The sequence below is a fragment of the Desulfobaccales bacterium genome, from assembly GCA_041648175.1.
GTDB lineage: Bacteria > Desulfobacterota > Desulfobaccia > Desulfobaccales > 0-14-0-80-60-11 > 0-14-0-80-60-11.
The window spans coordinates 113866-127418 of record JBAZPO010000014.1 but is presented as its reverse complement, the minus strand read 5'-3'; the positions used below and the strand labels follow the sequence as shown (position 1 = coordinate 127418).

Sequence of the window (13553 nt, the reverse complement as noted above, 5' to 3'; positions counted from 1 at the left end):
GCTCATACAGGTAATTTTGTTTTTGTAGGGGCGGACCTATGTGTCCGCCCTCATGGTGGCCGAACATGCAGGTACGATCCTACAAAACCGAAGCTATTTTTACTTCTATGGACGCAACTTGGTATTAAGGGATGGGGATAAAAAGTCCCCCTTTGAAAAAGGATGATTTAGGGGGATTTGGACTTTCATGGCAAAGTCTGCGGCTCACAAATTACCTGTTTGAACGCATTTTCTTAAGAGCCGGTATAACTGGCATCCCGGCCTTTCCGTAAGATATTCCCATCTGCAATGGAGGGGCGGACCTGTGTATCCGCCCCGTTTTTTTGGTGGCGCCGGCGTCTCCCCGATCTTTTTGTCATGCTGAACCCAGCGAAGAATCTCGCTTTTTCAAAAGGCTGAGACCCTTCACTTTGTTTCGCAGGACAAAAACCGATTTTATAGCGATTGCCAAAAGTTCTTTCCTTTTATTCCCCTCTCCCCTTGTGGGAGAGGGCTAGGGTGAGGGGTGGATAAGAAAAAACTTTTGAGCCTCTTGCAAAAGTCTCGTTGAGGTCGATATTTTATCTGGGCGATTATAAATTCCTCGGTGGCACAGGCGTCTCGCCTGTGCGAATCAAAGTCCCCCTTTGAAAAAGGGGGATTTAGGCAGCAATGTCCGGTTAGAAAATTGCATGAGGTTGTGCTGCCCCCCTCACCCCAGCCCTCTCCCCCCGAAGCGGGTGGAGAGGGGGTAGGAGATGTGGCCGTTTTAGTAACCATAAGGCATTAAATCGGCTCCACTTTATCCCCTCTCCTCAATGGGGGAGAGGGTTAGGGTGAGGGGGAAGTAATCTTCTCGGAGCCGGAAGTGCACAGCGAATTTTTGAGCTGTTGGACTACGCCCAACGAACTTCCTCAATTTGCAAAAACCAAACCGGACACTGCTGGGATTTAGGGGGATTTGGATTTTCATGGTACAACCCGCGGCCTCGGCAATTTTGCAAGAGGCTCTTTTGGCAATGAGTATATAGCGATGCCAAAAGGGCCTCTAACAAATATCTCCGCGCCTGCATTCTGAGGGAGCGAAGCGACCGAAGAATCTCATAACTACTTTAAACTACGAGATCCTTCTTCCGCTCAGGATGACCAGCCGGCTTGTTGCAAGAACCTCAAAAGTTCTTTCCTTCTATACTCCTTTCCTCTTTTGGGAGAGGGTTAGCGTGAGGGCTGTTCCCCCGGAGACGGCTTGTAGGAGAAGGCTCTAAGCCACCGTGGAGTTGTTGAACTTAATTAAGAATTAACTTGTTGATCAGAATCAATAATTATGTTGATGAGACTCACAACTTCCTCTCGAAAAATCCGGAAAATATATGTTACTGCACTTCTCACAAATGGTATGAGTGAGCTTCCCCCCAACATGATTGAAGAAAACCTCCCCCGGGTCTATCCAATCCCCGTAGTGATCGCGGATTTTCCTGCACCAACTGCATACTGATACCAAGCCGTTCCCGTCCAACTTCGTCAGGTTTTCCTTAGTACTCAACATCGCAACCTCCTCAGCGAACAGCGATAATGTCGCCATTGCAAGCCATCGATCTCTCAATCCGGCAGGTCGAGGGCCTAATTTGCATGCAAAACCAGGCTGGGCAACCAATGATAAATTTTCTATGGTGCAATATAAGACCAGGCAAGCCTGATGGAAATGGCTATAACGATCATTCTTAGATAGCAAGAAGTACCCTTAGGTATGATTCGGAAGGAACCAAAGATCATCGAAAATATAACTGTAGTCTATGCGGTAAATCCTGTTCAGGTGAGCTGCGGCAGCTATCTATCTTGAATATTTCCAAAAGATAACGTGGTGTCGATCTTAAGTCGTGATCAATTCTGCCTCGCCATATTTTAGGATATGGGCGAGAATCCTGATCCAACCCCCCTGAAAAGCGTGTCATCTTTCTCAGCGCTGCTGGCTGCCTTCCCGGTCCCGGGTTTATGCTGTCCCCATGCCTTGCCGGGATAGAAGTGAGACATATAAAATCAACCTGAGGATAATCGGCAGGTTGAACCCGCCCCACCCGTACCGCGTCCCGGCACGAGGCTGCCAGCCCATCAGAAATCCATTGATATTAATAACTAAATTGTGCGGGAGCCGGATATTTACCCCGGGACCAGGGCGGCACGACCGTGGCACGACCTTGGCAAAGAGCCGGGTAGAGCACGCCTGCACGCGGCTTACGGCCGGGTACAGCGCGAGGGGACCTTGCAACGTACCCGCACGCGTCCCGCGATTTCCCCCCCAAATCTGCCCGCGACGACAAATTTCAGGGCTTTTTGGGGGTAGTTTAGGATGAAAAAGTGCACCAGTTTTGCTGGAATTTCGAGGGTTGTGCAAACCGGGAGCCGGTTTTACGAAGGTGGGGAACAGAGTTTTTCAAAAACGCGGGGCGGACAAAATGAGCCCGCCCCCTGACTTTTATGCCGCATCCTGCCTACCGGCCACTGCTGGTTTCCCGCCAGAGGCGGATCAATGGCTTCGTCGCTGCAACATCCGAGGCGGGGAGCGTCGCAAAGAAGGCCCGGGCAATAGACCGGCCTTTGTCGGCCTGGGCGTCCTCCCAGCCGCCGTAGGTCAGGGCGCCTGCCTTGCAGGCTGCCACGCAGGCCGGAACTTTCCCGGCCTTTTCCCGATCCGGGCACTGGTCGCACTTGAGGGCCACAGCAAGCTTGTCCGGCGCGGCATGCACCGGCCCGTAGGTGAGGACACCGAAGGGGCAGGCCATGGCGCACATGGCGCAACTGATACAACGGTGCGGGTCGATGTCCACGGTGCCCCGGGCCGCGTCCCGCTTGATGGCCCCGGCGATGCAGACCTCCTGACAGGGGGCCGGGTCGCAATGGCGGCACTTGTTGGGAAAGGCCTGGTGCTTTTGTCCGGGATAGATGCGCAGCCGGGCCTGCGGCCGGGTGGCCTCGAGAATGGCCGCAGCCAAATTCTTGGTTTGCGAATGCTCCACCGCACAAGCCAGACGGCACTGGAGACAGCCAACGCAACGCTCCGGGCGAACAATGACGGTTTTCATAACTTAGTGCTCCAAAAAAAATCAGTGGGGCGGGCCTCAGTGCCCGCCATCCTTATCTTCTGGTTCCCAAGTTGTACTTGGGAACCCATTTGTAGCCCAAGCTCAGCTTGGGCACCTCTTAATATGGTGAGAGTCGTCATCACCCCCACATCCGCCCCGGCTGGACTTGGTCAGGGACAGGGGTTTGCTGGGCCATGAGTTGAAAGTAGATGCCCGCATCTTCCACCGCACCCACCAGGGTGAGGCCCACCAATTTACCCGCCCGGTAGGCCAGGCGGCGGTAATGGCTCCGGGTAAGATTGAATTCGCTGACGATCTCGCAGTCGGTGGTGTCTAAAGGTCCCAGGCCCCCGGTGATGATGTGGAAGCCCCGCAAAGACAGGCTGTTCTGGGGCAGCAAGCCGTCGTACGTGAGGTTTGCACCGGCCAGGTTGGCCCCGGCGATGCGGCCCTGGGCCACCGCCGCGGGCCAGATATGGTAGCCGGCCCGCTTGCCCGTAAGCAGGTGATACGAGTGGGCGCAGTCACCCGCGGCAAAGATGTCGGGATCGACGGTGCCCAGGCGCTGGTCTACGAGGATACCATCGGGTTCCGCCAGGTTGGTCCCCGCCAGGAACTCCACATTCGGGGCCACCCCGATGGAGAAGAGCACCGCCTGGCAGGGGACTTCCCGGCCTTCGTTCAGGGTGAGGGCGCGAACCTGGCCGCCCTCTCCCCAGATGGCTTCGGGCCAGGAATGGTAAATAATCTCGATACCCATGCGGGTGATGGCCGTATGGAGCAGAGACGCCGCCGCGGGGTCCAGGACCCGGGACAGGGGCTGAGACCCCCGGGCCACCAGGGTCACCTGTAAGCCGCGCCGGGCCAAGGCGTCCGCAGTCTTTAAGCCCACCGCGCCTGCGCCCACCACCACGACTTGACCGGTAGGCGGCAGGCCGGCCTCCAGCCGCTGCCAATCGGCCAGGGTGCGCAGGGTGTAGACGCCGGCGAGGTCCTCGCCCCTAAGCCCCAACAGGCGGGGCCGGGCGCCGGAGGCGATGAGCAGCCGGTCATAAGAAATGACTCTCCCGCCCAGGAGGTGTACGGTGTGGCCCTCGGGGTCAACCCGGGTCACGGGTTCCCCCAGGACCGGGTCAAGGGCCCATTCCCGGAAATAGTCCTGCCCCTTGAGCCAGACCTTCTCCCGGGAAACCTCGCCGCTCAAGAGATAGGTCAGCAAGGGTCGGCTGTACAGGGGTTGGGCTTCTTCGCTGATTACGGTGATGGGGCTGTCCGGGGCATAGCGGCGCAGCGTTTCCGCAGCCTTGCACCCCGCGGCGCTGGCCCCGATAATCACGTAGCGCATGACGTTATCTTACCGCAGATTGCCGCGTTCTGAAAAGAAAAATAGGCGGGCCTTTCCGGCCTTGCGGAAATTCAGGACTTATAGTAGGTTTTCCGATAGTAAGGCGAATTAATCTGGAGAAATGACGGCTCAGGGGCGGGGTTAAAACCCGCCCCTACAGTTCGGTAGGGCGGGCGTCCCCGCCCGCCTGTGGTAGCACAGGCTTTCCAGCCTGTGCTTGGTGTCGATTATAGAGGAGGAACCCCTTGAAACCCATATCCCGGGCCTTGATGAGCGTTACCGATAAAAGCGGTCTGGCGGAGTTCGCCAAATTTCTGGCGGGCTACCAGATAGAAATCCTGTCCACCGGAGGCACCGCCAAGCTTTTGCGGGACCACGGCGTCCCCGTGGTCGAGGTCTCCGAGTTCACCGGCTTCCCCGAGATGCTGGACGGCCGGGTCAAGACCCTCAACCCCAAGATCCACGGCGGTATCCTGGGGCGCCGGGACCTGGCCAGCCACTTAGAGCAGATGGCCGCGCACGGCATCAAACCCATCGACCTGGTGGTGGTCAACCTCTACCAGTTTGAGCAGGCCATCGCCAAGCCCGGCTGCACTTTGGAGGACGCCATCGAAAACATCGATATCGGCGGCCCCACCTTGCTGCGAGCTTCAGCCAAGAATTACCAGGATGTAACTGTGATAGTGGAGCCGACAGATTATCCCCAGATCATGGCCGAGATGAAGCAGAACCAGGGCGCCACCACTATCGCCACCCGCTTTAACCTGGCCCGCAAGGTCTTTAAACTGACCCACGAATACGATGGGGCCATCTATCGCTACCTGGCGGACAAGGACCCGGCCCGCTAAATGGGCGCTCCTCCAAGCATTACCATGAGCCGGGGCTGCCGGATCGATCTGAGCGGCCCCAACTATTACCAGGACCTGCTCACCGGCATCGCCATGGAAATCCTCAACGAGCTGTCGGAATTGGAAAAGCTGGACCTGAATGCCATAGGCGAGGACGCGATGGAGCAGGTGGTGAGCATCACCCAAATCCGGCTCTTGAACGAACTCTATTATGGCTTGGGGCAACTGCGGGCTCAAGGGGTGGAGCCGGACGTGAAACGGGCCATCCAGGATCTCAGAGATATCTGGAACCGTTACATCGACAGCACGAACCGGCTGGAGGCTCTGAAATTCCAGGTGGAGCCGGGGGAGGAGCAGGTGCAGTGATCAGTGGTCAGTAGTCAGTGGCCAGTGAAAAGAAGATTAGTGGTTTCGTTAGGGGGGCGCCAATACCTGAACAGGGCTGCGAGAGGAGAATTGAATTTTTTAAAACTGACCACTGATCACTGACCACTGCTCTTTAGTGCTTCCGCCTTGTGGTAATGCACCCCGATGTCCCGGCGCAGGGCCAGGCGGTTACCGTGGTCATCTTCCCGGGGGATCACCCGAATCTTGCCGTTGTCGAAGGCATTGAGCAATTTCTGACGCAGGGTCTCGGCGGCCTGGCCCATGGTCTGGTTGTCCTTGACGGTGGCGTTGGCCAATAGATAGGCCACCCGGGAGCCGTCGGATTTGAAGACACCGTCCGTATAATCCATGGCGGACGGGATCACGGTGATTTTCTTCTTGTCGAAATAGTCGAAATCGATTTCCACCACTTCTCCCTTGGTCAGGGACCAGGGGTAGCCTTTCTGCTGTTTGGGGCCACCCGGGCCGGTCACCAGGGCAATGCACAGAGAGACCTGATCGGACCTTACTTCCGGGGCGACCTCGTGCAGGTAGCCGTGCGCCATGGCTTTGACCAGCGGACCCAGGTTGCGCAACCGCTTCACTACGGGCTGGAATTCCGGCTCCCCGGGGCGGATGTTGATTTCACATACCCGGATGGCCGTAGGCTGAAAATTGCCGTCGAAAGAGACGAAGCAGCCCGGATAGAGCACGCAAGGGCGCAACACGCCCTTGTCTTTCAGGCTCCGGATGAGGGGTTGAGCCAGGGTGGCGTCGGCCAGTTCCATCAGGGCGGGAGATTCCATAGGGTGGGGCGAGATGGAGCCCATGCCGCCGGTTATGGGATTGTCCAACCCCGGCGGGCGGTCGAAGCGTTCCGGGTAGTCCATGGCGGTGGGCAAAATTTGATAATGGCCGTGGCCGTCCACCAGGATGGTGAAACTGGTCTCCACCCCGGACATGCGAGCCTCGATGAGCAGAGGCCAGGGATTTTTTTTGCCGCAAAACCGGGTGTAGGCGTCCTTGTAGTCTTTCATCAGGACAGCGTAGACGTCTTTAACGTCCCAGGTATTGAGGATAACCCGCGCACCTTTGCCGCCGGCGCTGTAAGGATATTTTAAGACTGCGCCGCCGAAATCGTGAATATAGGCCAGGCAGGTGGCCAGCACCGCGGGATAGTCCCGGGCTTCCACTGCGGTCCAGGCCGGGGCCACCGGGATGCCAACTTTCTCGCAATAACGCTTGCAGGCGATCTTGTCAGCTTCGTACTCGGCGCCCAAGCTGCCCAAGCCGATGAGCTGCTCCCCAAACCCGGCTTCGCTCACCCGGTCTATCAGGCCTTCGAAGAGCAAGCCTTCGGGCATGACCAGGGCCACGTCCAGGTTTTTTTCCTCAAAGGCCCTAATCAGGGCTGCGGCGTAGGCCGGGGCCGAGTTGTCGGGCACCGGGATGAAATCGCTGGGCCAGCCCAATTTTTGGGCGAAAGGCTCCATAGCGCCGGTGCCTTTGACCACGACGCCGCGATAAACCCCAGGATAGAGCTCGCTCGTGGCGCGGCTGGTCTCTAGGGCGGCCAAAAGAGTCCTGCCATCAGTTCCCACAAAACCTATTTTCGTTTCGGTCATAGTGCAGCTCTGGCCCAAAGTGATGTTAGATGAATCGTTATCATATCTTATCTTAGGCGAGCAAATCCATCAAAATCGATCCGGGTTCTGGGGGCAAAGTTTATATCTCTAAGAATGTTAAATAGTTGACATTGAGGGCGCACCTTCGCCATAATGGGGTCAGCTTGAAGGGATTAATTAGCGGAAGGAGGTCGAGGAATGGCGACATTCGTGGTATTGGTCAAATGGACGGAAAAGAGTCTGAGCGCATTTAAAGATGCGCCCGGGGCGGCCGAAGAGTTTAAGAAAGTAGTTGCGGCTATGGGGGCGCAAATCAAAGGCTGGTACGTATTAATGGGGCAATACGATGAGCTGTGTATTTTGGAAGCTCCTAATGCTGAAACCGTAGCCAGACTCATCCTCCCGTTTAGAGAAAAATACGGCGGCCAGACCGAGACTCTGCAGGCCTTCGGCGAAGCCGAAGCTAAGGGTCTCTTTGCTGCTATGAAATAAGGACCTTTTGCTCCTCTCGACGGCGGCCTGGGCCGCTTTTTTCTTTCCGCTTGCTTGACTGATGGCTGTGATATGCTGCGTTGCAGCGGAGGAGAGCCATGGAGGAACAAGTCAGCATTCAAGGCGCGGGAGTTACCCTGGAAGGAGTGTTGGCGCCGGGCACGGCACCCGGCGGGGTGGTCATCACCCACCCCCACCCCCTGTTTGGGGGCAGCATGGCCAACAACGTGGTGTGGACGGCCACGCGCGCCTTTGCGGCCCGGGGTATGGCGGTGCTGCGCTTCAACTTCCGGGGGGTAGGGCGCAGCACCGGGACGTATGGCGGAGGCTGGGAGGAAGCGGCGGATGTGGCCGCGGCTCTGGCGTTTGTCAAGTCCCGGACGTCAGGACCCTATTATGTGGTGGGGTATTCCTTCGGGGCCTTTGTAGCGGGCCGGGCGTTGTTAGATGGCCTGGACGCGGATGGGGCCATATTCATATCGCCCCCCATCGCCTTTATGGACCTGAGCTTCCTGCCGCAAGTGCCGGGGCTCAAGCTCATCGCGGTGGGGGATAAAGACGAACTCTGTCCCCTGGGAAGCCTGGAGGCTTTGCTGGCGGAGGGCCGGACGAAGCCTGCAGTCAGGGTCATTCAGGGCGCGGACCATTTTTTCGGGGGTGGAGAAGATGAGCTGTTTCGGATACTACGGGACTTCCCGTTATAGATGAGGGCGGACACGCTAGTCCGTCCCTACGGTGCCATCGCATCCAGCACCCAGAGGTATTCCCGGTGAAGCGAGTCCAGGAGGTCCACCTTGAGGTCCGGGGGCAGCCACTCCCAGGTGTAGGTCTCGATCTCCAGGTGGCGGGAAAAGCCCTGGTCCTTGAGCAAGCTCAGGACCGCCCGGGTTTCGTCGCAGGTAGAGCTTAGGCGCTGATACTGTTCCACATAGAGGGGCATGTGGTAGTGGATGCGCCAGTGGCAGCCGTCATCCTGGGCCAGGTGCGGCAGAGCGGGAGCCAGGTCGGGAAACCGGATCCCACGGCCACCGTTGTCGCGGCCGATGACCTGGTGCAGGTAAGGGGAGCAGGCAAAGGGCTCCAATTGCCGGGTCAGGGCTTCTCGCGGCCCTTTCTCTTGAGGCAGTTCCACTTTGAGGCCCGCGGTGACCTGGACCTTACCCACGCCGATGCCATACTCTGCCAGGTTATCAAGAGCAGTTACAGGGTCCTCGTAGGCCACGGCCAGATGACAGGTGTCCAGGCAGACCTGGAGGTGCGAAAGCAGGAGCCGGCGGGCAGAGGGCACATCGATCTGCATTTTCTCCGCCAGCAGGTGGGCGCCTCCAACCAGGAGCCAGTCCCGGAAATAATCCGCCACGTCTGCGCTTTGTTCCAGCAGACCATCAGGCTCCGGCTCCAGGTCCAGGTGGATCAGCTTCCCCTCCTCCGCTTTAATCTGAGCCAGTCTTGCGGTTACCCGCACCAGGTTACATGTCATCCGGGCCCACGCCTCCATATCGGCTGGGGCTATCCAGGCTTTGTAGGACAGGGGAATGGTGGAGATGGAGCCCTCCACGCCGGCCGGTAACAGCCGCCGGAGAATCTCGATTAAGTCCAGGGTGTAGCGGACCCGGGCCTCCTCGCGCCAGTCGGGGGCGAAAATCCCGGATTTCACGGTAGGACCGGTCAAATCACCGTAGGGGAAGCCGTTGAGGGTGAAGACGTACAGGTTGTGATGGTCCAGGAAGTCCTTGAATTCGGCCAGCCGATTGCCGTTCAGGAGTTCAACGCTTTCAGCATAGGAGAGACGCAGACCCAGGCCGAAGGCATGCTGCGGCGCCAGCCTGGCCTTCAGGGCCGGGACGTAGCTGTGCAGGTTGGTCATTAAGTCCTCCCAGCCGTGGCCGGGATGGACCTTAGTACAATAGGTCAGGTGGAAAAAACCTTCCGGGCCGATTTGCACGATGCGCTCCTTAGTAGTCAGTAGGGCAACTGGCGTTTAGTCAATGCAGGCGCAGGCCACATATTCATGACTATTGTATGCCCACTCCCGATGATGAAGTTTTAAAGCGTGAAGCCTGCGGCTACCGGAATCCGGGTCCTGCGGCAAAGATCAGCCCTTACTGGAGGACAGCAGACGCAACTGCCGGAGTTTGGTGTGGGCGAGGGCGCGCCGACCGGTTCGTGGCGCCCCTTGCACCGCAATCCTGGCCGCGTACCCGGGAGTGGCCGAGGCGCTCTTCTTCAGAATGGTCAGGCTCTGCTGCACCACGTCCGGCTCAATGTCATGTACCTCGATCCCCTGGCCGATATCCCAAATAAGCATGATGGTGAGGCGGCCGCCCAGGTGCTCGCGGAAGTCGTCCAGGCCGTCCAGAAGGCCGTACTGCGCCTCCATCCAGGGGTCATAGAGCTCGAAGCCCAGGGTTCTCAGGGTGGTGAGAATCCGTTGCCACTGGCTTTGGGGGAGGAGTCCGGTCAGATAAGCGTAGGTGGAATCCAGTGCCATACCGAGGGCTACGGCCTGGCCGTGCCCCAACTCAAAGCCACTTAAGTGCTCCAGCTTGTGGGCGGCCCAGTGGCCGAAGTCCAGGGGGCGGGAGGAGCCGAATTCAAAGGGGTCGCCACCGTTGGCGATGTGATCCAGGTGGAGTAGGGCGCAGCGGTAGATCACCTGCTGCATGAGGGCCAGGTCCCGTTGCGCCAGGGTTTCGGCGTGCTCCTCTATGAAGGTGAAGAAGTCCGAGTCCTTGATCAGGGCTATCTTGACAGCTTCGGCGACGCCGCCGATCCAATCCCGCTGAGTCAGAGTGGGCAGAAAATCGGCATCATTCAAGACCGCGGCCGGCGGGGCGAAGGTGCCGATAAAATTCTTTTTGCCAAAGGCGTTGATGCCGTTTTTAACGCCGATGGAAGCATCGGCCTGGGCCATGACGGTGGTGGGAACCCGAATCAGCCGTATGCCCCGGTGGGCCGTAGCCGCGGCAAAGCCCGCCAGGTCGATGAGAGCGCCCCCGCCGATGGCCACCACATAAGAGTGGCGACAGAGACCGGCGGCATGGATAGCCTGCTGCAAGATAGTGACGAAGAGGGCGTCATTCTTGAGATGCTCGCCGCCTTCGAACAAAAGCGGCGCCCCCACCAGGGTGACGGCCTCAGGATGGCGCCGGCAGTAGGCTTCGATCTTGGACACAAGCTGGGGATGGCGCCGATGAACGCTCCGATCCACCACCGCCAGGAGTTTGCGGGGCGGTCCGGCAGAGTCCGGGGCCACGATGTCCTTAAAAAGGGCGTTGTCCGCGGCAAAAAGATCCCGGGTGAAGTGCACGGCGTAGCGGAAATTTACCTGGATATCTTGTTGAATGGTGGTCAGGGGTGGTGGCATGGCCCTGTCCTCCGGAGTTTATAAGGATTTGATCCGAATCTGTAAGTTTTAAGATAATCACTGTTTGCGTCTTTGGCAGTATTACAGAAAAAAAATAAAGGTATGGTGGGGAACTTACCCCCAGGCACAGTGGAGGAACAAGAAGGGCACAGGCTGGAAAGCCTGTGCTACCGGGATATCAGACCGGTTTGGGTAAAGCGGCGGTGATGGTTGAGATCACCTGAAGTAAGGAATCGGGGATGACGCCCAACCAGAGGATCCCTACCAGGATCACGGCGCAGGCCAAGCCAATGGCCAGGTCGGCGGGGGGGATCAGGGCGCAGGCGGGGGCGACCGGGTCGCATGCCCTTCTTTCATGCATATAGAGGTGGATCATAAAATTAATATAGTAGTAGATGGAGACAACCACGGTGAGCATGCCCAGCACCGCCAGGATGGTGAAGTGGGCCTGGAGAACCGCCCGGAAGAGCACCAATTTTCCCATGAACCCGGCGGTGGGGGGTAGACCTGCCAGAGAGATGAGGCAGGTGGCCAGGATGGCGGCCCGCCAGGGGTGCGTGTAGCCCAGGCCCTGGTAGTCCGTGAGCTCCTCCAGGTCGGGGTCGCCTTCGGAAAACGTCCCGATAATGCCGAAGGCTCCCAGGTCCATGATGGCATAGACCGCCAGGTAGAACATCACCGCGGGCGCCCCGCCGTCCCTGACGGCTAAAAGCGTCATGAACAGGTAACCCATCTGGGCGATGGAGGAGTAGGCCAGGAGCCGCTTGACCTTGGTTTGATAGAGGGCGGTGAGGTTGCCCACGGCCATGGTGAGGAGCGCCAGGGTCCACAACATCGGCCAGGCGTAGTCCCAGACCGGGGGCGCCACCAGCAGGCAAAACCGCAATAGAGCCGCGAACAGGGCCACCTTAGAGCCGGTGGATAAAAACGCGGTGATGGGGGCCGGAGACCCCTGGTACACGTCAGGGGTCCAGAGGTGAAAGGGCACCAGGGAGACCTTGAAGCCGATACCCGTGAGGACCAGGGCCAGGGCCAGGATAATGACCGACAGGTGGTCGGGGAAGGTTTGGGCCGCGGCCAGGGATTCGGCGATCTGAAGGGTGCCGGTCATGGCATAGAGCAATCCCAGGCCGAAGGTCAGGAAGGCAGAGGCCACTGCGCCCATGATGAAATACTTCAAGGCCGCCTCATTGCCGTAAGGTTCGCCCTTTTTAATGGCGATGAGGACGTAGAGGGACAGAGACAAGAGTTCCAACCCCAGGAAAAAGATGACCCAATTGATACCGATGGCCACCAGCACCATCCCCAGGACGGAAAAAATCAGCAGGGCGTATAATTCATCACCGGAAAAGCCGTGGGCGAGGGCGTATTGCCGCACGAAGAGCAGGGTCACCGTGGTGATAAACATCAGAAGCAGGGTAAAGAAGCGGGCGTAGCCGCCCAAGTCCAGCATACCCTCGAAGGTCGGGTTGGGAGAAGGCAGAAACAGCGCCACCGCACCCGCGGCCAGGGCGGTGAGCAGGGCCAAGGCAAAAAGGAAGCTTTCAGGCCGCCCTCGCCAAAAGGCGCCGACCAGGAAGATGAGGGTGCCGCCGCCCGCGAGAATCAGGATGGGGAGGAGGCCGATCCAGTCGGTTGCCATACTTTTAGTGTCCTCTTATAAGCGTTGCCAAAAGATTTTCTTACCCTCTATCTCTCCAACCAGGCGGCAAAGGCGGGATGCGCTATGCTTTCCCGCTGCAGGCTGCACAGGCTGGAAAGCCTGTGCTACCGGGTGAGTTCTAACTTTTGAGCTTTTTGGTAATTTCCGCTACCCGGCGGCCCAGGGCTTTGGCGATCTCCAGGTCCTCCGGAGCGGGATTGAGTTCGTTACGTCCGCCGGCTATGGTGCTGGCGGCGTAAGGCGTGCCGCCCCGGCCCTCGGTGTGAAGCATACCCGGGGTGGAATAAGGCACGCCCACAATGATAAAGCCCAGGTGGAGCAGGGGAGCCATCATGGTCAAGGCGGTAGTCTCCTGGCCGCCATGGGTGCTGGCCGTGGACACCACGATACCCGCGGGCTTGCCCTCCAGGGCGCCGGTAAGCCACAGCTCGATGGTCTGATCAAAGTACTGTTTCATCTGGGCGCACATGTTGCCGTAGCGGGTTGGGGTGCCGAAGATGACGCCGTCGGCGTCTTTCAGATCAGCAATGGTGGCCAAGGGAATATCCTTTTGCTGCGTCAATACATCCTGGGCATGTGTGCTACCCTGTAATTTGGGAAGATTGTATTCCAGGTCCGGAACCCGGCGCAGGATGACTTCGGCGCCGGCAACTGCTTGCGCCCCTTCGGCTGCGGCCCGCACCATTTTCAGGATGTGGCCGTACATGGAGTAATAGACGATGAGGATTTTCATGGTTTTTCCTTCTCGTTCCCAAGTTGCACTTGGGAATGAATTTGGAGCCCAAGCT

Annotated in this window: 11 protein-coding genes; 4 read left to right on the top strand and 7 right to left on the bottom strand. The window is 58.4% G+C overall.

The features are described 5' to 3' along the window. Window positions 1–2468: 2468 nt before the first annotated feature. Window positions 2469–3059, bottom strand: a complete 591-nt coding sequence (locus tag WC600_13530) for a 4Fe-4S dicluster domain-containing protein (GenBank protein MFA4903751.1) — start codon at window positions 3057–3059, stop codon at window positions 2469–2471. Window positions 3060–3198: 139 nt separating this feature from the next. Continuing rightward, the gene (locus WC600_13525) at window positions 3199–4404 is read right to left on the bottom strand and encodes an FAD-dependent oxidoreductase (GenBank protein ID MFA4903750.1); all 1206 of its coding nucleotides are present in this window, start codon (window positions 4402–4404) and stop codon (window positions 3199–3201) included. 245 nt (window positions 4405–4649) lie between these two features. On the opposite strand from WC600_13525, the gene WC600_13520 reads away from it, so the two are divergent. Further along, window positions 4650–5252, top strand: a complete 603-nt coding sequence (locus WC600_13520; GenBank protein MFA4903749.1) for an IMP cyclohydrolase — start codon at window positions 4650–4652, stop codon at window positions 5250–5252. After that, window positions 5253–5618: a hypothetical protein gene (locus WC600_13515; GenBank protein ID MFA4903748.1), complete on the top strand. Its 366-nt coding sequence runs from the start codon at window positions 5253–5255 to the stop codon at window positions 5616–5618. A 116-nt stretch (window positions 5619–5734) separates the two neighbouring features. Here WC600_13515 and WC600_13510 read toward each other — a convergent pair whose 3' ends face one another. Continuing rightward, window positions 5735–7243 (bottom strand): hypothetical protein, encoded by a 1509-nt coding sequence (locus tag WC600_13510; GenBank protein ID MFA4903747.1) that lies wholly within the window; start codon window positions 7241–7243, stop codon window positions 5735–5737. 198 nt (window positions 7244–7441) lie between these two features. Here WC600_13510 and WC600_13505 point away from each other — a divergent pair, with 198 nt between their 5' ends. Beyond that, window positions 7442–7735 (top strand): GYD domain-containing protein, encoded by a 294-nt coding sequence (locus WC600_13505; protein MFA4903746.1) that lies wholly within the window; start codon window positions 7442–7444, stop codon window positions 7733–7735. 98 nt (window positions 7736–7833) lie between these two features. After that, entirely contained in the window at window positions 7834–8439 is a 606-nt protein-coding gene (locus WC600_13500) for an alpha/beta fold hydrolase (protein ID MFA4903745.1), read from the top strand. A 26-nt stretch (window positions 8440–8465) separates the two neighbouring features. Here WC600_13500 and eboE read toward each other — a convergent pair whose 3' ends face one another. The 4 genes from eboE to wrbA form a co-directional block, all read right to left on the bottom strand. Next, window positions 8466–9680, bottom strand: a complete 1215-nt coding sequence (eboE, locus tag WC600_13495; protein ID MFA4903744.1) for a metabolite traffic protein EboE — start codon at window positions 9678–9680, stop codon at window positions 8466–8468. A 150-nt stretch (window positions 9681–9830) separates the two neighbouring features. Further along, window positions 9831–11102, bottom strand: coding sequence for a 3-dehydroquinate synthase (locus WC600_13490; protein MFA4903743.1), 1272 nt, complete (start codon window positions 11100–11102; stop codon window positions 9831–9833). A 178-nt stretch (window positions 11103–11280) separates the two neighbouring features. Further along, window positions 11281–12744 carry an NADH-quinone oxidoreductase subunit N gene (locus tag WC600_13485; GenBank protein ID MFA4903742.1) on the bottom strand — a complete coding sequence of 488 codons (1464 nt, stop codon included), beginning with the start codon at window positions 12742–12744 and terminating at the stop codon, window positions 11281–11283. A gap of 139 nt (window positions 12745–12883) precedes the next feature. Continuing rightward, window positions 12884–13498: an NAD(P)H:quinone oxidoreductase gene (wrbA, locus tag WC600_13480; protein ID MFA4903741.1), complete on the bottom strand. Its 615-nt coding sequence runs from the start codon at window positions 13496–13498 to the stop codon at window positions 12884–12886. Window positions 13499–13553 lie beyond the last annotated feature (55 nt).